Source organism: Burkholderia mayonis, assembly GCF_001523745.2.
In the GTDB taxonomy this organism is placed as follows: Bacteria; Pseudomonadota; Gammaproteobacteria; order Burkholderiales; family Burkholderiaceae; genus Burkholderia; species Burkholderia mayonis.
In genome coordinates, this window is sequence record NZ_CP013387.1 from 2,245,959 (window position 1) to 2,264,669 (window position 18,711).

General features: G+C 68.5%; 16 protein-coding genes. 6 read left to right on the forward strand and 10 right to left on the reverse strand.

The genetic code is table 11. The features are described from left to right. Nucleotides 1-251: 251 nt before the first annotated feature. The 3 genes from WS70_RS28890 (at nucleotide 252) to WS70_RS28900 (ending at nucleotide 2,538) form a co-directional block, all read left to right on the forward strand. Entirely contained in the window at nucleotides 252-632 is a 381-nt protein-coding gene (locus WS70_RS28890; protein ID WP_059598554.1) for an ElaB/YgaM/YqjD family protein, read from the forward strand. 45 nt (nucleotides 633-677) lie between these two features. Next, nucleotides 678-1,262, forward strand: a complete 585-nt coding sequence (locus WS70_RS28895; protein WP_059472706.1) for a BPSL1445 family SYLF domain-containing lipoprotein — start codon at nucleotides 678-680, stop codon at nucleotides 1,260-1,262. A gap of 217 nt (nucleotides 1,263-1,479) precedes the next feature. After that, the gene (locus WS70_RS28900; protein ID WP_059598553.1) at nucleotides 1,480-2,538 is read left to right on the forward strand and encodes an AI-2E family transporter; all 1,059 of its coding nucleotides are present in this window, start codon (nucleotides 1,480-1,482) and stop codon (nucleotides 2,536-2,538) included. Between the two features lie 304 nt (nucleotides 2,539-2,842). Here the strand turns inward: WS70_RS28900 and WS70_RS28905 are convergent, their stop codons facing one another. Further along, a complete protein-coding gene (locus tag WS70_RS28905) occupies nucleotides 2,843-3,271 on the reverse strand; it encodes a hypothetical protein (RefSeq protein WP_059472704.1) in 429 nt (142 codons plus the stop codon). A 357-nt stretch (nucleotides 3,272-3,628) separates the two neighbouring features. Beyond that, nucleotides 3,629-5,725, reverse strand: a complete 2,097-nt coding sequence (locus WS70_RS28910) for a TonB-dependent receptor (protein ID WP_059598552.1) — start codon at nucleotides 5,723-5,725, stop codon at nucleotides 3,629-3,631. A 560-nt stretch (nucleotides 5,726-6,285) separates the two neighbouring features. Between WS70_RS28910 and WS70_RS28920 the strand changes: the two genes are divergently transcribed. After that, complete coding sequence (locus WS70_RS28920; RefSeq protein ID WP_059598551.1) at nucleotides 6,286-7,497, forward strand: MFS transporter; 1,212 nt, start codon at nucleotides 6,286-6,288, stop codon at nucleotides 7,495-7,497. Nucleotides 7,498-8,266: 769 nt separating this feature from the next. Here the strand turns inward: WS70_RS28920 and WS70_RS28930 are convergent. From WS70_RS28930 to WS70_RS28965, 7 genes are all read right to left on the reverse strand, one after another. After that, nucleotides 8,267-8,629: an MFS transporter gene (locus WS70_RS28930; RefSeq protein WP_059598550.1), complete on the reverse strand. Its 363-nt coding sequence runs from the start codon at nucleotides 8,627-8,629 to the stop codon at nucleotides 8,267-8,269. Between the two features lie 364 nt (nucleotides 8,630-8,993). Further along, on the reverse strand, nucleotides 8,994-10,265 hold the full coding sequence (locus tag WS70_RS28940; RefSeq protein WP_108034135.1) for an NADP-dependent oxidoreductase: 1,272 nt from the start codon (nucleotides 10,263-10,265) through the stop codon (nucleotides 8,994-8,996). A 75-nt stretch (nucleotides 10,266-10,340) separates the two neighbouring features. After that, nucleotides 10,341-11,138: an SDR family oxidoreductase gene (locus WS70_RS28945; RefSeq protein ID WP_108034093.1), complete on the reverse strand. Its 798-nt coding sequence runs from the start codon at nucleotides 11,136-11,138 to the stop codon at nucleotides 10,341-10,343. 66 nt (nucleotides 11,139-11,204) lie between these two features. Beyond that, nucleotides 11,205-11,975 (reverse strand): SDR family oxidoreductase, encoded by a 771-nt coding sequence (locus WS70_RS28950; RefSeq protein WP_059472698.1) that lies wholly within the window; start codon nucleotides 11,973-11,975, stop codon nucleotides 11,205-11,207. A gap of 35 nt (nucleotides 11,976-12,010) precedes the next feature. Then, nucleotides 12,011-12,700 carry a histidine phosphatase family protein gene (locus WS70_RS28955; protein ID WP_059472697.1) on the reverse strand — a complete coding sequence of 230 codons (690 nt, stop codon included), beginning with the start codon at nucleotides 12,698-12,700 and terminating at the stop codon, nucleotides 12,011-12,013. After that, nucleotides 12,697-13,773, reverse strand: coding sequence for a phosphotransferase family protein (locus WS70_RS28960; RefSeq protein ID WP_059598548.1), 1,077 nt, complete (start codon nucleotides 13,771-13,773; stop codon nucleotides 12,697-12,699). The genes WS70_RS28955 and WS70_RS28960 overlap by 4 nt, the downstream gene beginning before the upstream one ends. Beyond that, entirely contained in the window at nucleotides 13,770-15,002 is a 1,233-nt protein-coding gene (locus WS70_RS28965) for an acyl-CoA dehydrogenase family protein (protein ID WP_059598547.1), read from the reverse strand. The genes WS70_RS28960 and WS70_RS28965 overlap by 4 nt, the downstream gene beginning before the upstream one ends. 137 nt (nucleotides 15,003-15,139) lie before the next feature. Here WS70_RS28965 and WS70_RS28970 point away from each other — a divergent pair, with 137 nt between their 5' ends. Continuing rightward, the gene (locus WS70_RS28970; RefSeq protein WP_059598583.1) at nucleotides 15,140-16,066 is read left to right on the forward strand and encodes a LysR family transcriptional regulator; all 927 of its coding nucleotides are present in this window, start codon (nucleotides 15,140-15,142) and stop codon (nucleotides 16,064-16,066) included. A gap of 90 nt (nucleotides 16,067-16,156) precedes the next feature. Then, the gene (locus WS70_RS28975; RefSeq protein ID WP_059472694.1) at nucleotides 16,157-16,558 is read left to right on the forward strand and encodes an OsmC family protein; all 402 of its coding nucleotides are present in this window, start codon (nucleotides 16,157-16,159) and stop codon (nucleotides 16,556-16,558) included. 351 nt (nucleotides 16,559-16,909) lie between these two features. Here WS70_RS28975 and WS70_RS28980 read toward each other — a convergent pair whose 3' ends face one another. Further along, entirely contained in the window at nucleotides 16,910-18,136 is a 1,227-nt protein-coding gene (locus WS70_RS28980; RefSeq protein ID WP_059598546.1) for a DUF3472 domain-containing protein, read from the reverse strand. Nucleotides 18,137-18,711: the final 575 nt, after the last annotated feature.

Here is an 18,711-nt window from a genome sequence, read left to right on the forward strand (position 1 = left end):
GCAAGTCACATTTACCGAATGCCGCCGCGCAAACCCGGAAAAATCTCCTTTTCCAATTCGCACACTTAATCGATTCCTGCATCCGATCGCCGCACAAAATGTTGCATTTTCCGCCAAGCCCCGCCCCGCAAAGGCTTCGGCCCCATCGCGACGGCCCGCCGCGGCCGGCGCGCGAAACTCAGGGCCGGATAGTGGATCACACTTGAGCAACGCCCGCACATTTCCCTCAAACCATCAGGAGAACGACCATCATGGCTCTTTCCGACACTGTCGAATACAAGCTTGACCGCGGCCTCTCCGAAGCACGACGCGTCGGCCGCCGGTTCGCACGCGATGCGCGTTCCGCGGCGCGCGACTTGAACGGCGACGTGAAGGACAACATGCGCTCGCTCGTCGACGAGCTCGACGCGCTGCTGAAGGAGGACGGCGACGCCGATGCGCTCCGCAAGCGCCTGCACGGGCGGCTCGAAGCCGCGCGCGACACGCTCGACGACGCATCGTGGCACGCGTCGCGCCGGCTGCGCGAATCCGCCGAGCGCGTGTCGCAGGTCGTCCACGACAATCCGTGGCAAACGGCCGGCATCGTCGCCGGCCTCGCATTCGCGGCAGGCATCCTCCTTGCGCGTCGATAAGCGCGGCGCTTTCGCCCGTTCAACCATCAAGATGGAGGAAGCATCATGCGCAAGACACTCGTTATGAAGGTCGCGATCGCGACCGTGCTCGGCAGCCTGGCGCTCGCAGGCTGCACCACCACGCCCGACAAGCCGGCGACCGCATCGTCCAACGCGTCGACGCGCGAAGCGATCGACGCGCGCGTCAACGCGACGCTGTCGCGCCTCTACTCGACGGTGCCGGGCTCGCGTGAACTCGTCTCGAAGTCGCGCGGCGTGCTCGTGTTCCCGAATGTGCTGCAAGCCGGCTTCATCTTCGGCGGCCAGAGCGGCAACGGCGCGCTGCGCGTCGGCGGCGCGTCGGTCGGCTACTACAACACGTCGTCGCTGTCGGTCGGCCTGCAGGCGGGCGCGCAGTCGAAGGCGCTCATCTTCCTGTTCATGACGCAGGATGCGCTCGACAAATTCCGCAGCTCGGAAGGCTGGGCCGCGGGCGCCGACGCGTCGGTCGCGCTCGTCAAGATGGGCGCGAACGGCGCAGTCGACACGTCGACCGCGACGAGTCCGGTCGACGTGATCGTCCTGACCAACGCCGGCCTGATGGGCGACCTGTCGGTCAACGGCACGAAGGTCACGCGCCTGAAGCTCTGACGCAACGCGGCGCGACGCTTCTTTTGCCCGCGCCGCTTCTCCCCCGAGCCGCGGCCTCCGCCGCGGCGCTTTCGATCGCAGCCCGAACGATGTGCGCTCGAGGGCGCGGCAACGCACAGTCGCCGCGCGGGACGCGTCAGGCATAATCGATGCGTCACGGCGGGCCGCCGCGACGCGGCTTGCCCGTCCGATCAACCATCCTCCCCTTGAGCACACCATGGATAGCGGGAACGATCACCAAAAATTCTTCCACCTGCTGCTGTTCGTCGTCACCGTCGGTCTTTGCTGGATATTGACGCCGTTCTTCGGCGCGATCTTCTGGGGAACCATTCTCGCGATCCTGTTCCAGCCCGTGCAGCGCTGGCTCGCCGCGCGCTTCGGCAAACGCCGCAATCTCGCCGCGCTCGTCACGCTGTCGGTCATCATCCTGATCGTGATCCTGCCGCTCGCGTTCGTCGCCGGGACGCTCGTGCAGGAAATCGCGTACGTGTATCAGCAGATCAAGGCGATGCAGCCGAACATGACGCAGTACTTCCAGGACATCATGCATGCGCTGCCGACGTCCGTGCATCGCGTGCTGCACAACTACGGGCTCACCGACATCGCCGGCATCCAGAAGAAGCTGACCGACGGCGCGGCGGCGATCAGCCAGTTCGTCGCGACGCAGGCGCTCAGCATCGGGCAGAACACATTCCAGTTCGTCGTCAGCTTCGGCGTGATGCTGTATCTCGTGTTCTTCCTGCTGCGCGACGGCGGCGAGATCGGCCGCCGCGTGCGGCGCGCGCTGCCGCTCGCCGAAGATCACAAGCAGCACCTGCTGACGAAGTTCACGACCGTCGTGCGCGCGACCGTGAAGGGCAACATCGCGGTCGCAGCCGTGCAGGGTGCGCTCGGCGGCCTGATCTTCTGGATTCTCGGGATCGAAGGCGTGATCCTGTGGGGCGCGCTGATGGCGTTCCTGTCACTGCTGCCCGCGATCGGCGCGGGGCTCGTCTGGGTGCCCGCCGCCGGCTACCTCGCGGTCACCGGGCAGATCTGGAAATGCGTGATCCTCGTCGCGTTCTGCGTCGGCGTGATCGGGCTCGTCGACAATCTGCTGCGGCCGATCCTCGTCGGCAAGGACACGAAGATGCCCGACTGGGTCGTGCTGATCTCGACGCTCGGCGGAATGGCGCTCTTCGGGATCAACGGCTTCGTGATCGGCCCGCTCGTCGCCGCGCTGTTCATGGCGAGCTGGGACATCTTCGCGCGCACGGAGCAGGCCGACTGGGAATGACGCGTTGACGGTATCCTGGCGCCCCCGACGCACGACCCGGCGCTCTTCTGGATTCCAAACGAAAAACCCGGCCAGGCTGTCATGCCGTTCTGTTAAGCGTGGTTCGCAGTGGCCTAGCCCTGCAGAACCAAGGAAAAAGGCCGCTCCGGTATCAATCGGAGCGGCCTTTTTGATCTTGACCGAACGGCATGACGGCCCAGGCCGGGTTTCTCTGGCGACGCCGACGTCGGCTCCGATCCGGTCCGAGCGACGACGGCAGCCGCATCCGCGCAATATGGCGAAGCGACGCTGCGCGTCGCGCCGCTCACTCGAAGCTGAAGCGCAAATCCTTGACGACGGGCTCCTTGCCCCAGTTGAACGAGCACACGCGTCCGGTTTCGAGGCTCACCGCGTCCGCGCCCTTGCCCTGCGTCTCGCTGATCGGCTGGCAACCGCCCGAAATAGTGACGGTCGGCGTGCCCTGCTTCGACAGCGGAAACTCGATCGCGCCGTCCTCTGGCACCGTGTGCGTGAGCGCGACCTTCTCGACGTAGTCGTCGGGCAGCATGAAGATCGGCGAATCGTCAACCCACAGCGTGTAGTAGTCGTGCTTGAACGGCGTCTGCTCGACACACATCTTCGACGTGTGCGCGCCTAGCTTCTGGGTTTGGCACAGCGGCGCGGCGACGCAGACCGAACCTGCGGCGAGCAGCGGCACGAGCGCCGCCCAGCTTTTCTGGGTTGTTCTTTTCATGTTCGACTCGAAAAGGAATGGCGGGAGGAAGTCATGCCGTTTCGCACGACGCCGCATGCGCTCTCAGGGCCGCGCACGGCGACCGCTATCTTACAAACGATCGTCAGCGAACAGAAGAGGGGCGTGGGGGCTCGGATGCGGTGAGCGGTGAGCGGTGAGCGGTGAGCGGTGAGCGGTGAGCAGCGGGCGGCGGGCGGCGGGCGGCGGGCGGCGGGCGGCGGGCGGCGGGCAGCGGGCAGCGGGCAGCGGGCAGCGGGCAGCGGGCAGCAAAGTTAGTCGAGCTTACCGAGCACGTCGACCCGCTCGACTCCACGCGAACTGCCCCGCGCCGCCGATTCTCCCGCCCGCGCGCCGCGCTCAGAATGTCGTGCGCATCCCGACCGTCACGCTGCGCCCGCCTTGCGGCGCGATGTTTCGCACAACCGAGCTCGCGTAACGGATGTCCTGATTGGTCAGGTTGTCGCCGCGCAAATAGGCGAGCCAGTTCGTCGCGCCGACGCGGAACTTGTACGTCAGCACGACGCCAAGCGACGTGTAGCCGTCAGTCGCGAGATCGTTGTCGGGCACGCGGTGCTGCGCCCACGCGTGCGTGACCTGCGCACGCGCGCCGAACGGCCCGTAGCCGTAATCGGCCGCGAGCGTCGCGCGCAGCGGCGCGATCCGCGGCAGCGGCTCCCCGGTGTCCGCGTTGCGCGCATGCGTGTAGTCGGCCGTCAGTTCGAGGTCGACGCGATGCCCGCGCTTCTCGAACGCGCGCCACTTGCCTTCGAGCTCGACACCGTAGAATTCCGCGCGCACGCCGCGATAGACGGCCTCGCGCAGCGCGTCGTCGGCGCCGGCCGCGACGGGCGCGCCTTCGTCGTCGACGAGCCGCCCGGTATCGTATTCGGCGAGGTAGTTCCGGAAGCGGCTGTAGAACACGCCGACGCTGCCGCGGTTCGGCCCGCTCGCGTAGCGCAGCGCGAGATCGGTCGACACCGCCTTCTCCTTCTGCGCATCCGGCAGGCCGATCAGGTACTGCCCCGTCGCGCCGTGCGGGCCGTTCGCGTACAGCTCGTAGAACGTCGGCGCGCGCTCCGTGTACGACACGTTGCCCGCGAACGACCACGCGGGCGCGAGCTGGTACAGCGCGCCCGCCGACACGCTGCCCGCGTTGAAGTCGCGCCCGCGCGCGAAGGCGAACTTGTCGTCGCCGTTCGCGCTCGGGTCGAGCCGCACATGCTCGATCCGCGCGCCGGCAGTGAGCTTCAGCGCGTCGGTCGCCTGCCATTCCTCGAGACCGAACAGCGCGACGCTCGTCGTGCGCGTCGTCGGTGCGAGCGCTTCGCCGCCGAGCGCGGAGAACGTGTTTTGGCCGACCTGCACGCCGAGCGCGCCTTCGAACGGACCGACCTTGCGGTGCCGCGCCTCGACGCGCGCCTCGTAGCCGTGGTTGCGGAACGTCGTGCCGGTCACGCCGTCCTCGATTTCCTTGTGCAGATAGTTCGTGTAGCCGAAGTCGAATTTCAGCTGCGAAAGCGGACCGCGCAGATTGCGCACCTCCGACGCGACCGCGACGCGCTCCTGACGCATCTGCAGCCGAGCGTCGGTTTCGGCGACCGAGCCGTAGTTCGATTCGTAGCCGCTGTACGACGCGCCGACGTAGCCGTCGGCCCACGTGTACGAGCCGCCCGCCGCGCCGCCATAGCGGCGGCCGTCGCTGTTCGGCAGCTTGCCGTACGGCTCGCTCGCGTCTTCGCCGTCGAGCGCGCGCTGGCGCGCCGAATGCGCGAAGCCCGGAATCCTCAGTTCGTCGGTCTCGCGGCCGAACGCGTCCAGGTGGAACGCGAAGCGGCCGTTGCCGCCCTCGACGAGCGCCGCGCCCGCGCGCGCGTTGTTCGCACCGCCATAGCTCGCGTCGACCGCCCCGGTGACGCCCGTGATCGCTTCGCGCGGAATCCGGTTGTCGATCGTATTGACGACGCCGCCGACCGCATTGCCGCCATACAGCAGCGCCGCCGGCCCGCGCACGATCTCAATGCGCTCGACGGTGAGCGGATCCTGCGGCACCGCGTGGTCGTACGACAGCGACGACGCGTCATACGCGGCGACACCGTTCTGCAGCAGGCGGATGCGGTCGCCGTCCATGCCCCGGATGATCGGGCGGCCGACGAGCGGGCCGTAGGTCGTCGTCGACACGCCGGGCAGGCCGTTCAGCGTATCGCCGAGCGAATCGGTGCCGCGCAGCGTCAGCGCGTCGCCGGACAGCGACGCGGTCGGCGACGTGAGCGCCGACGCGCCGAGCGGATTGGCGGTCACGAAGATCGGCGCGAGCGTCGTTGCCGGCGGCGCGTTCGACGGACGGTCGGCAGACGGCGCGCTCGTCTCGCCGTGCGCGAGGCTCGCGGCGAGCAACAGCGACAAGGGATGCAGCCTGCGAACAAAAGGCGGCGCGATACGTCGGTGGTCATCCATTGCGGTAATCGGTGTGGTGTTGTCGGGGTGAACGGGATCACGGGTCGAGTCGCGCATTGCATGAGAAACGATATAACGTATCAATTTGTGCGTGCACGATGACCCGTAGCGAAACGCATCGGCAGTTCGTCGACGAGCGCGGCGATGCAGTTCCGGCCAGCGAGCGAGCATGCGATGGATTGGATATGTTATATCATTTCATTTTTTGTAACAAATCCCTTACGGCGCGGATGGGCGGCGCTGAATCGTCGGCACCCCGCTGTTTTGCACGGCCTCGGCGTTCCCCTTCGTCGCCGGGCCGGCTCGTTCCGAGCGCTTCGCTCGCCCGCATCTCATTGCATCTCATTTCACGCCGCCGCGCTGCCGACGCCTTTTCGACGTCCGCCCGCACACGCAAAACCCATGCGTGGATCACGGGCCCGACCGCGCCGCAGACTCGCCGCATCGAACGCCGGATGCTTGCGCCGCCCGCCGTCGAGGGCGTGCGCCGTCCGGGTCGCTCGCGTCGACGTGGTATCGTCGAGCGCTCGCAAACCGACAAAATCCTTTCAGCTTCACGCATGCATCCTTTCCGCTCGATCCTCCCGCTGGCCCTGTTGACGGCCGTCGGGCTCCTCGCGACCGACCTCTACCTCCCCGCCGTGCCGTCGCTGCCGCAGCAGCTCGGCGGCTCGATCGAAAGCGCGCAGGCGACGCTCGCCGTGTTCTCGGCCGCGCTCGCCGTCTCGCAGCTCGTCTGGGGCGCCGCCGCCGACCGCTTCGGATACCGCCGCACGCTCGCGTTCGCGGTGCTGCTGCAACTCGCCGCAGGCGCCGTCTGCGCGCTCGCGCCGTCGATGGGCGTGCTGATCGGCGCGCGCGCCGTGCAAGGCTTCGGCGTCGGTGCGGCGACGGTCATCGTCCCCGCGATCGTCAGACAGTCGTTCGGCGACGGCGGCGCGGTCCGCGCACTCGCATGGCTCGGCATCATCGAGAGCGCGGTGCCGGGGCTCGCCCCCGTCGTCGGCGCGGCGCTGCTCGTCGTCGCCGACTGGCGGATGAGCTTCTGGATCATCGTCGCGCTTTCGGTCGTCGCGGCGCCGCTCGTGTTCCGCGTCATTCCCGCCGCTTCGTCGACGCACGCGCCTGCACGCGCGGACGCGGGCAGGCGCGCGGGCGGCTATCGGCATCTGCTGCGCTCGCCCGTCTACCTCGGCTACGCGCTGGGTCACGCGCTGTGCTTCGCCGCGCTGCTCGCGTTCGTCGCGAGCGCGCCGCAGGTCGTCGAGATCTGGCTCGGCGCGGGGCCATCGACGTTCAGCCTGATGCAGGCCTGCGGCGTCGCGGCGTTCATGCTGACCGCGTCGCGCAGCGGCAGATGGTCCGACGCATTCGGCCTCGACCGGATCATCTCGCTTGGCGCGCTGCTGCAGCTCGCAGCGGCGGCCGCGTTCCTGCTGCTCGCCCATCTCGCGCTGCGCTCGACGGCGCTCGTCGTTGCGTCATGGATGCTGTTCTGCGGGTCGCTCGGCTTGCGCGGGCCGGCGTCGATGGCGCGTGCGCTCGCGGCCGAGCCGTCGATCGCCGGACGCGCCGCCGGGCTGCTGATGTTCTTCGGCCTCAGCGCCGCCGCGCTCGCGACGCAGGCGGTTGCGCCGTTCCTGCATCTCGGGCTCGCGCCCGTCGCGTGGATGTGCACGGGCTTCACGCTCGCGAGCGGCGCTGTGATCCTGTGGGGAATCGCGATGCGACGGAAGCACGGCGACGTCGCGGCGGGGTCGGCCGCGCGATGAAAGTGGCGCGAGCGGCGGAAAAGCCGTGCGGGTGCGTCGGAAGCAGCGACGTCGGTGCGCAGCGTGCGCACGACGCTGTCGGCCGCGCAGGTCGGCGCGATGACGCATCAAGGCGCCTATGAGTCGAAGCCCCAAGGTCTCGAATGCGCAAAGCCTCGCAGCATTCGAAACAGTTGCTGTTGAAATCGCTACGCAGTCGAAGCAGTTGAAGCCTTCGAAGCAGGCGTGAGACAACAAATCCAGCTAATCCAGCTAATCCAGCTAATCCAGCTAATCCAGCGCCGGCAGCATATCGAACACCCCGCTGTAACGAACGGTAAGTTGGCTTAATTTGCCGAAATTGACTTGGTTCAGCCGTTTCTCAACAATGAACACTGCTTAGGATGCCGTGCCTTCCCTTCTCGCGACGCGCGGCGCGCCAAAGCGGCCAGACCCCAGTCATGTTCCCCCTGACTGGGATTTCCGCGCCACGGACGGCAAGCCTCCGTGGCGTCTTTTTGTCGGCATGCGTCCGGCCCGTTACGGTGCATCGCGTCGGCGATTTCGCAGTCGGTTCGTCGCATGCGACGCCAACATTGCACATCAATGCCCTTGCGTGCCACGATCCGGCGCGCTTCCGCCTGGCGCCGCATCCTGCGCGCCACGATCAGCGCACGGCAACGCGCCACATGCGCCGCACGCGCATCCGGTCCGCTCACCTTGCATGCGAGACGTGCATTGCGCCGCAAGCCCCGCGTGCCGCGGCACACCCGCCGCGCGTATCCGGCAATCACGCCGCGTCGACCGCCTCGGCCGCGTGACGCATCCGCACGAAGTTCGCGCAGCAGGCGACGCCGGCGAAAGCGCTGTCCACCCACAGCGCGACGATCGCGACCGTTGCGCCCGCGGCGGTGAAACATGCGGCGACGAACGCCGCGCCCGTCGTCTGGCCGATCAGGCGCGCGGTCGTAATGATGCCGCTCGCCGCAGCGGTGCGTTCCTGCGGCTGGGCCGCCATCAGCACGGTTATGTACGGCGACTGGAAGAGCCCGAAGCCCGCGCCGCAGACGGCGGGCCGCCACGCGATGTCGATGCTCGTCGCGTGCGCGGATGTCCCGAAGAGTGAGAAGACGCGGACGGCGGTTCGACGCAACGCCCCGCCGCCTCCGGCAGGAAGCGCGAAATCGTCGCGGGCGGGCGGCCGCCCGTTGCATTGCGAAGGCCCGCACGACTTCGATCGTGCGCGTCGTGGCAGACCGGCTTCCGGCGAAGCGACAGCATAAATCCGGCGCGTGCCCGCGGCGAACGACCGACGACGACGCGACAGTCACGCTGTCGCACGGCGCACGCACGGCGCGCCGGATGCGGACGTTCGCGCAAACGACGGCCACGCGCAACGTCGGCGACCGCTCCGCTCGCCCGCCTCGCGCGATCGACTGGCAGTACGCGTCGCGCCCGGTCCGACATCGCGCGCGGCTCGGCACCGCACGCTTGCGCCGACGCCTCGCGCTGCCGCATCACGCCTGCGGATCGACCCGCAGCACGAGCTTGCCCCGATGACTGCCGTCGAACAGCCGGTTCAGCACGTCGGGCGCGTTGGTCAGTCCATCGACGACGGTTTCCTCCGCCTTCAACCGGCCGTCGCGCAACCAGCCCGCGAGCGTCGCGACCGCTTCGCGGCCCTTCCGGTAATCGAGAATCAAGAAGCCGCGCATCGTCAGCCGCTTCGCGATCAGCACACTGACGTCGTCGGACGGGCGGCCGCTGTTGTAGTTCGCGATCACGCCGCACAGTGCGACGCGCCCGCCGATCACCATCCGCGACAGCACCGCGCGCATGATCTCGCCGCCGACGTTCTCGAAGTTCACGTGCACGCCGCCGGGCGTCGCGTCCTTCAGCGCGCGCTTCCAGTCGTCGGCCTTGTAGTCGACGGCCGCGTCGAAGCCGAGCACCTCGGTCAGATAGCGGCACTTGTCCGCGCCGCCCGCGATCCCGACGACGCGCGCACCATGGATCTTGCCGATCTGTCCCGCGACGGCGCCCACCGACCCCGCCGCCGCCGACACGACGAGCGTCTCGCCCGGCTGCACCGGCGCGATCTCGGTCAGCCCGTAGTACGCCGTGAGCCCGCTCATCCCGCATGCGCCGAGGAGGCGCGGCAGCGGCAGGCCCAGCGCGGCGGGCAGCTTCGTGTACTGCGCGGACTCGTCGGCGCGCACGTGCGCGTAGTCCTGCCAGCCGACGAGCCCCTGCACCAGATCGCCCGCGGCGAAGCCCGGCGCGTTCGACGCGACGACGCGCCCGATGCCGAGCGCGCGCATCACGTCGCCGATCGCGACGGGCGGCAGGTATTGCGGGATGTCGCTCATCCAGACGCGATTGGTCGGATCCATCGACAGATACAGCACGCGCACGAGCATCTCGCCCGGCCCGAGCGCCGGCAGCGGCGCTTCGACGAGCGTGAAATGCTCCTGGCCGACGCGCCCGTCGGGGCGCGCCTTCAGACGCAACTGGCGATTGACGGATGTGGACATGGACGTCACCTTCAGGATTTCGATGATTTCGATGAGTGGAAAGATGCGGGGGCGCGCGAACGTTGCGAGCGCGCCGCTGTCGCATTGCCGCGATCCGCGATCCGCGATCCGCGATCCGCGATCCGCGATCCGCGATCCGCGATCCGCGATCCGCGATCCGCGATCCGCGATCCGCGATCCGCGATCCGCGATCCGCGATCCGCGATCCGCGATCCGCGATCCGCGATCCGCGATCCGCGATCCGCGATCCGCGATCCGCGAGCTACGCCGCCGGGATTCTTCAACGCCGACGGCGTCGCAAGAAACCGCCGCCCGCGCATGCACACGATTTCAGACTGCGCACATCCCGCCGTCGATCACGAGCTCCGCGCCCGTCACGTAGCGGCTCTCGTCGGATGCGAGATAGACGGCCGCATACGCGACGTCGTCCGGCTCGCCGAGCCTGCGCATCGGCACGCCGCGCGCGAGCTTGCGCGCCGCCTCCTTCTCGCCGAGCTGCTGGACGAGCGGCGCGACGATGCCCGTCATGATGAACGACGGATGGATCGAGTTGCAGCGCACGTCGGTCTGCCGGCGCGCGCAGTCGATCGCGATCGACTTCGTCAGCGACGCGACCGCCGCCTTCGACGCGTTGTACGCGGTGTAGTCGGGCTCCTGCTTGAACGCGGCGACCGACGAGATGTTGACGATCGACGCGGGCGCGCCCGCCTCCAGATAAGGCAGCGCGTGCTTCGTGCCGAGCACGATGCTCTCGACGTTGATCGCCATCACGCGCCGCCATTCGCCGCGCTCGATCTGCCCGATCGCGCCGAACGAGCCGACGCCCGCGTTGTGCACGAGCACCGACAGCCCGCCCAGCGCGTCGTTCGCCTGCGCGAGCCGCGACTCCCATTGCGCTTCGTCGGCGACGTCCTGCACGGCCGCCCACGCGATCCGCTCGCCCGCCGCTTCGTTCAGCTCGGCCGCGAACGCGTCGAGCACCGCCGCGTCGACGATGTCGGTCAGGAACACTTTCGCGCCCTGCTCGGCCATCCGCCGCGCGATCGCGCGCCCGAGGCCGCCCGCCGCGCCGGTGATGAACGCGCGCTTGCCGGCGAGCCGCGGCGTCAAGTTCTTCGTCATGAACACTCCTGGTCGTTTCGATGTTCGCGCGCACGCGCGAAGCATGATGTGCGATGCGTGCGCGCTCCGCCGTCAGACGGACAGATAGCCGCCGTCGACGTTGAGCACCGCGCCCGTCGTATAGCTCGACGCCGCCGACGCAAGATACAGCACCGCGCCAGCCATTTCCGGCGGCTGCGCGGCGCGCCGCATCGGCACGTGCGCGAGCACCTGCTTCAGCACGTCCGGCGTCTGCGTCAGCGCCGACGCGAATTTCGTGTCGGTCAGCCCCGGCAGCAGCGCGTTGCAGCGCACGCCGCTCGCCGCGCATTCGATCGCGAACGCCTTCGTCATCGAGATCACCGCGGCCTTCGTGATCGAGTAAATGCCCTGCCAATAGCCGGGAATCACGCCGTTCACCGACGCGACGTTGACGATCGATCCGCCGCCGCCCTTGCCCATCAGCTTCGCGCCGCGACTCGACATGAAGAAGTAGCCGCGGATGTTCACGTCGACGGTCTTCTGGAACGCGCCGAGATCCGTGTCGACGATCGGCCCGTAATACGGATTCGTCGCCGCGTTGTTGACGAGCACGTCGAGCCGCCCGTGCTTCGCTTCGAGCGCGGCGAAAAACGCGTCAATCTGGTCGAGCTCGCCGATGTGGCACGCGGCCGCCTCGGCCGAGCCGCCCGCTTCGACGATCTCGTCGGCGATCGCGCGGCAATCGTCGATGCGCCGGCTCGTGACGACGACGTGCGCGCCGGATGCGCCGAGCAGCTTCGCGGCGTCCGCGCCGATGCCGCGGCTTCCGCCGGTGACGACGGCGATCTTTCCGGACAGGTCGAACAGGTTGGGTGCGGTCATGGAGAATATCCTGCAAGCGATGAAGGAAAAAGGAATCAGCGATGCGTGACGAGCCGCTCGCCGTCCGCGCCGTCGAGGTGCGGCCAGCCGTTGTACGTCGTCACGCGCGCGCCGCCGCGGCCGGTCCGGATCCGGCTCACGCTCGTGTTGACGAGCGGCCACGCGAGCTCGAAGCTGCGCTCGACGGGCACGCCGAGCAGCGCCGCGACGATCACGCCGATCGGCCCGCCCGACGTGAACGCCCAGATCTCGCGCGCCGGCTGCCGCGCGAGCGCGTCCCATGCCGCGAGCGTGCGTTCGCGGAAGTCGGGCCACGGGCAGCCGTAGTCGCCGTCGTGCGCGCCGCCCGTCCAGCGCGCGACGGCCGCCGCGAACAGCGCCTGGAACGCGCGGCGCGGATCGGCTTGCGCCCTCATCGCGCGCAACAGCGCATCGCGCGACGCGAGCTCGGGCCGGTGGCGCGCGATCAGCTCGTCGGCATCGAGTTCGTCGAGGCCGGCGAGCGCGAGCCGCGGCGCATCGACGCCCGCCGCGCGCGCGCAGCCGTCCGCTGTCTGCGCGTGGCGGCGCAGCGTGCCCGTCGCGATCAGCTCGGGCCGCCGCGCGCCGCGCGCCATCCATGCGCCGAGCCGCGCCGACTGCGCGTCGCCGAGCGGCGACAGGCAGTCATAGTCGGCCGCGTCGAAGCTCGCCTGCGCGTGGCGAATCAGGAACAGCTCGGTCATCGCGCGCTCCCGGCCGCCGCGATCACGCGCCGGCAGCGCTCGCCGAGATAGCGGACCGCCGCGCCGAAGCCCGCGAACTGCTCGTTCGTCGTGTGGCCGAGCACGAAGCGCCGATAGATCTGCTGCGCGATCACCATCAGCCGGAACAGACCGAACACTTCGTAGAATTCGAAGCCGCCGACGTCGAGCCCCGTGCGCGCGCCGTAATAGTCGACGACCTCGCGGCGCGTCATCATCCCGTCCGCGTGAGTCGGCTGGCGGCGCATCGCGACGAACGCGGGATCGTCGTCGGCCTGCACCCAGTACGCGAGCGAGCCGCCGAGATCCATCAGCGGATCGCCGAGCGTCGCCATCTCCCAGTCGAGCACGCCGACGATCGACAACGGATCGGCCGGATCGAGCACGACGTTGTCGAAGCGATAATCGTTGTGGATCACACAGATACGGCGCTCGCGCGCCGGACGGTTGCGCTCGAGCCACGCGAGCACGTCGTCGCACGGGTGCGTGCCGTCGGTGAGCGCCTTGCGCCAGCGCTCGCCCCAGCCGCCCAATTGCCGCGCGACGTAGCCCTCGCCCTTGCCGAGCGCCGCGAGCTCCGCGCGCGACGCATCGATCGCGTGCAGCTCGATCAGGCGATCGACGAAGCTCTCGCACAGCTTGCGCACGCCGTCGCGGTCGAGCGCCAGCCCGGCCGGCAGTTCGCGACGCAGGATCACGCCGGCGATGCGCGCCATCACGTAGAACTCGCTGCCGAGCACCGCGGGATCGTCGCAACGCGCGAGGATCGCCGGCACGTAGCGATAGTCGGACTCGAGCGCCGCCATCACCGCCGCTTCGCGCAGCATGTCGTGCGCGGCGCCCGCCTTCGCGCCGGCGGGCGGCCGCCGCAGCACCATTTCGCGGTCGCCATAGCCGATCAGGTAGGTCAGGTTCGACGCGCCGCCGTGGAACTGCCGGATTCGCGGCTCGCCGGCCAGGCCCTCGATCCGCGACTTCAGATACGCGTCGAGCTTCGCCGCGTCGAGCCGGTCTTCGTCGCGCACGTCGCGCGCATCGTCGAGACGCACGCTCATGCGACCTCCGCGGCGGCGAGCTGACGCTTCACCTCGAGCTTCGCGACGACCGCGCGATGCACCTCGTCCGGCCCGTCCGCGATCCGCAGGATGCGCGCGTACGCGTAGAGCGCCGCGAGCGGGAAGTCGTTCGACAGGCCCGCGCCGCCGTGGATCTGGATCGCCGCGTCGGCCGCCTGCTGCGCGACCGTCGGCACGACGACCTTGATCTGCGAGATGAGCGACAGCGCCGCCTTCACGCCCTGCGTGTCGATCGTCCAGGCGGCCTTCAGCGTCAACAGGCGCGCCTGCTCGATCGCCATCCGCAGATTCGCGACGACGTCGCCGTTGCCGCCGAGCTTGACGAGCGGCTTGCCGAACGCGGTGCGCGTCGTCGCGCGCGCGCAGAGCAGCGTGAGCGCCTTCTCCGCCGCGCCGAGCGCACGCATGCAATGGTGGATGCGGCCCGGCCCGAGCCGGCCCTGCGCGATCTCGAAGCCGCGGCCCGGCCCGAGGATCACATTCGACGCCGGCAGCCGCACGTTCGCGAAGCTGACTTCGCCGTGGCCCGACGGCTCATCGTATGCGTTGAACACGGGCAGCATCCGCTCGATCGTCACGCCCGGCGCGTCGAGCGGACACAGCACCATCGTGTGCCGGCGATGCGGCTCCGCGTCCGAATCGGTGAGCCCCATGAAGATCACGACGCGCGCGAGCGGATGGCCGATGCCGGTCGACCACCACTTCCGGCCGTTCAGCACGACTTCGTCGCCGTCGATCGTCGCCGTCGCCCGCATGTTCGTCGCGTCCGACGACGCGACCTCAGGCTCGGTCATGCAGAACGCCGAACGGATCTCGCCGGCGAGAAGCGGCTCGAGCCAGCGGCGCCGCTGCTCGGGCGAGCCGTAGCGCGCGAGCACTTCCATGTTGCCGGTATCGGGCGCGTTGCAGTTGAACACTTCGGGCGCGATGAACGAATGCCCCATCAGCTCGGCGAGCGGCGCGTACTCGACGTTCGACAGCCCCGCGCCGCCGTGCTCGACGTCCGGCAGGAACAGATTCCACAAGCCGGCTGCGCGGGCCTTCGCCTTCAGCGCTTCCATCACGTCGGGCTGCCGCCAGCCGCGCCAGTCCGCGCCGCCCGTCAGTTGCTCGAGATAGTGCGCCTCGACGGGCGCGATCTCGTCGCGCATGAAGCCCGCGATGCGCCCGCTCAGTTCGCGGCTGCGGGCCGAGGGAGAGAAATCCACGGCGTCTCCGTATGGTCGGTTCGAATGGAGACGAGCGTACGCGATCCTCGACAATCGATGAAATGAATATTTATTATGCGAGGACATAGACATCATTGATGGGTTCGCGCAATCGCGCGAACCGCCCGGACACGCCGATGCAATCCGACCACCGACTCGACCTGAACCTGTTCCGCGTGCTCGACGCGGTCTACGTGCAAGGCGGCATCAGCGCCGCCGCGCGCGCGCTGCACCTGACGCAGCCGGCCGTCACGCACGCGCTGAACCGGCTGCGCGCGCACTTCGGCGATCCGCTCTTCGTGCGTCAGGGCAACAAGGTCGTGCCGACCGAGCGCACGCGCGCGGTGATCGCGGACGTCCAGCTGCATCTGAAGGGCCTGCAAGACGCGGCGCGCGCGCAGACGCGCTTCAGCCCGGATGCGCTCGACATGCGCTTCGTCGTCGGCGTGCGCGACGTGCTCGAATCGATCGCGCTGCCGCAGCTCGTCGAGACGATCGCGCGCGACGCGCCCGGCGTGCGGCTCGTGAGCCGGCGCGTGCCCGTCGCCGACATCGAACGCGAACTCGGCAGCGGCGATCTCGATCTCGCGATCGAGCGCCGCGTGTCCGCAGGGCCGCGGATCGTCGGCGAATACGTGATCGACGACACGCTCGTCGTCGCGATGCGGCGCGACCATCCGCTCGCGGGCGCGCCGCTGCGCCGCGCCGACTATTTCGCCGCGCGGCACGTGACGGTGTCGCCGCTCGGCGAGCCGCACACGCTCGACGTGCTGCTCGGCGCCGACGGCCGGTTCCGGCAGATCCAGCTCGTCTGCCAGCACTATTTCGCCGCGTGCCAGATCGCGGCGTCGGGCGATTTGCTGCTGACGCTGCCGCGCTCGTACGCGCTCCGGATGACGCGGCTGCTGCCGATCGCGATCCAGCCGCTGCCGCTGCGGCTGAAACCCTATCCGATCCTCGCGTACTGGCACGAGTCACGCGAGCTCGACCGCGCGCACCAGTGGTTCCGGCAGCGCGTGATCGACGTCGTGCGCGAGGCGTCGTCGCATCCGGCAGGCGCGTAAGGGCCGCTGCAGGCCGGCGCGAAGCCGTTTATGCTCGCGAATCGAGGCCGGCATGCCGGCCGATCCCTCCCTTGACACCGAGAACACGCGATGCCGCTCATCCACGCCTCAGCCGAAATGGCGCCCGACGCGCCGAACTACGTCGTCGACATCGCAGCCGGCTCGCATCGCCTGCAAGGCGACGAGAACGAGCGCGAAGGCGGCCGTAATATCGGACCCGCGCCGTACGAGCTCGTGCTGTCCGGGCTCGCCGCGTGCACCGTCGCGACACTGCGGATGTACATGCAGCGCAAGGACTGGCCGGCCGCGCGCCTGTCCGCGCGCGCCGAACTGCATGTCGACCGCGAGGGCGCGCAGTACGTGCGGCGCACGATCGTCGTCGACGGCGCGCTCGACGGCGCGCAACGCAAGCGGCTCGCGGAGATCGCCGAGAAGACGCCGGTCACGGTGTTCATCAAGCGCGGCACGCGGATCGAGACGACGTTGAAATGATGCGCGGTGGCAGTGCCGCATTGCGCAGTGCGGCGTGGGGTGGCGTGGCGCGTGCAGCGTCGCGTCATGTCGCGCCGCGCACAGCATGCAAGGTCCGCCTCGCGTCGGTGACGCCGGATAGATCGAGCAGACACGCACGACGCACAAGTTGCAGACGTTCACGCTCGCACGCGGTGATGCTGCCTCGCGTTATCGCGGCCATTCGTCCCGACGTCGACGCGAACGCTCGCCCCCCAAAGGGCGAACGGGATTCGCTTCAGCGATCTACTGTCGATCCGACGCCGGGACGGCGGCGAGGCGGCGAGGCGCGTCATGTGCCACGCCGCCTTGCGACCGCGACGCGCCCGAGAATCAAGGCAGCGTCAGCAGAATCGACTTCGGCCCGCCCGGCAGATTGTGCGGCTGTCCCACCGCGTAGCCGCCCGTGCTCATCCGGAAGCTGCCGTTGACCACCGAGAACCTGTAGTTCGAGCAGATCTCGTTGTGATCCGGCGTGTAGACGGCGGACGTCCACGCCTTGTCGACCGAGACCCACCGCCCCGACGTCTTGTCGAACGCCCTCACGTTGCCGAACTGTCCGGCCCGTTGCGTCGCGTCGAAACACGACGCGCCTTCCGTCGCCCAATCCTCGACGAAGCTGTCCGCGTAATTCGCCGCCTGAACGCTCTTCTGATAGCGCAGCGTCGCGATCAACTCGCGCGCGTTGGTCGACGTATCCGTGAACCAGACCGAATAATCTGTCTGGCTCTGCCCGGCGACGGGCGCGATCGACGCCTCGAAGCGGTACGTCCTGCCCGCGACGGGTGCATGGCTCTTGAAGCACTTGTAGCCGGTGCCCTCGCCGCCGAATTGCGTGCAATTGACGCCCGGCCCTTTCGCGACGATCTGCGGCGACTTGCCGTTCGCGTCCCACACGGAAAAGAGGATCAGGCCGTTCTGCTTGCCGTCGACCGACTGAATCCCGGTGTAAGCGCCCGGCCAGCCGATCGCTTCCCAATAAGTGGTCGGCGCGAGCGCCTCGGGCGTCACGTCGACGCTGATCCGCGTCCAGTTGTTCGCCTGCGGGTAGTTCAGATGGATCGAGTTCGCGCGCGTCCGGTGCGGCCACGCGGAGCCGCTGAACACCGCTTTCTGCGCCGTGCCGTCGAACCGGCGGATGCTCGCCAGCGCCGTCTGCGTGCCGCCGTTGCCGGCGACCCACCATGCAGCCGCCGCGCCGTTGGCGTCCGTCGACGCGTTCACCGGAAACAGCCAGCCCGACGCGCTGCCGGCGCCTTGCGGCTGCCACGCGACGTCGCAGCCGGCTACCGGCTGGCCGTTGTTCGTCACCTTGACCGACAACAGGACGGGATTGTGCGTGCGGTTGCTCGACGTGATCGACGGATCGTAAAGCGTCGACGAGAACACGGAGCCTTGTCTCGCGACGAGCGGCGCGCCGGTCGACGAAGCGATCACGGAGCCGTTCAGGCAGGCGCCGGCGGCTATTGCGTCGATGGCGGCCGTCGCCAGGATGGATGCTGCGATGCACTTGAATTTCAATTCGATCCTCCTCGAATGGGTGTTTCGATTTGCGGGCATGCGTCGCACACTATAAGCGAGGGTCTCTCAGAGAATGAAAATAACCGAGCATATTCGGCGGGATAATCAACATCCGTTAATATTTAATATGTTATTTACTTGTTTTAGATCGTTGAAACCGATTGAAGAGCACGGCGACGGAGCGTTCGTTCATAACGCTTTCGCGATGTGGCGCGGGATTTCCGCCATTTGCTTGCTTTTCCACATGCGAAACAGGCCGGACGATGGAATATCGAAATGGATATCCACTCGATCGGCTGAGCGCAACAGGCGAAACCGGAAGATGGGTAAAGACAATCGACCGCCGCGAGTGCGGTCCGAAGCGGAACATCGATTCGCAGCGTGAAAAGGGCCGAGTACGATGAGTGTCGACGAATCGAGCCGTCACGGCGACGTCGCCCGGCGTCCATCGCGGCCGCCGGGCAAACGTGTGCTGCGCTGCACGTCGTTCCGCGCGCAGCGCAAGGCCGATTCGGCGCGCCAAAATCGGCCGCCGAAAAACCCTCCGATGCACGTGACGTCCGCAACGACGTCGCGATCGCCCCCCGCATCAGCGCGCCGAAGCATCAGCGCGT

What these genes read in the sequence shown, in the direction of transcription:
- WS70_RS28890 (WP_059598554.1), top strand. Translation starts at nt 252, where the DNA reads ATGGCTCTTTCCGACACTGTCGAATACAAGCTTGACCGCGGCCTCTCC.
- WS70_RS28910 (WP_059598552.1), bottom strand. Translation starts at nt 5,725, where the DNA reads ATGGATGACCACCGACGTATCGCGCCGCCTTTTGTTCGCAGGCTGCAT.
- WS70_RS28975 (WP_059472694.1), top strand. Translation starts at nt 16,157, where the DNA reads ATGCCGCTCATCCACGCCTCAGCCGAAATGGCGCCCGACGCGCCGAAC.
- WS70_RS28950 (WP_059472698.1), bottom strand. Translation starts at nt 11,975, where the DNA reads ATGACCGCACCCAACCTGTTCGACCTGTCCGGAAAGATCGCCGTCGTC.
- WS70_RS28905 (WP_059472704.1), bottom strand. Translation starts at nt 3,271, where the DNA reads ATGAAAAGAACAACCCAGAAAAGCTGGGCGGCGCTCGTGCCGCTGCTC.
- WS70_RS28895 (WP_059472706.1), top strand. Translation starts at nt 678, where the DNA reads ATGCGCAAGACACTCGTTATGAAGGTCGCGATCGCGACCGTGCTCGGC.
- WS70_RS28960 (WP_059598548.1), bottom strand. Translation starts at nt 13,773, where the DNA reads ATGAGCGTGCGTCTCGACGATGCGCGCGACGTGCGCGACGAAGACCGG.
- WS70_RS28970 (WP_059598583.1), top strand. Translation starts at nt 15,140, where the DNA reads ATGCAATCCGACCACCGACTCGACCTGAACCTGTTCCGCGTGCTCGAC.
- WS70_RS28980 (WP_059598546.1), bottom strand. Translation starts at nt 18,136, where the DNA reads ATGCCCGCAAATCGAAACACCCATTCGAGGAGGATCGAATTGAAATTC.
- WS70_RS28955 (WP_059472697.1), bottom strand. Translation starts at nt 12,700, where the DNA reads ATGACCGAGCTGTTCCTGATTCGCCACGCGCAGGCGAGCTTCGACGCG.
- WS70_RS28920 (WP_059598551.1), top strand. Translation starts at nt 6,286, where the DNA reads ATGCATCCTTTCCGCTCGATCCTCCCGCTGGCCCTGTTGACGGCCGTC.
- WS70_RS28900 (WP_059598553.1), top strand. Translation starts at nt 1,480, where the DNA reads ATGGATAGCGGGAACGATCACCAAAAATTCTTCCACCTGCTGCTGTTC.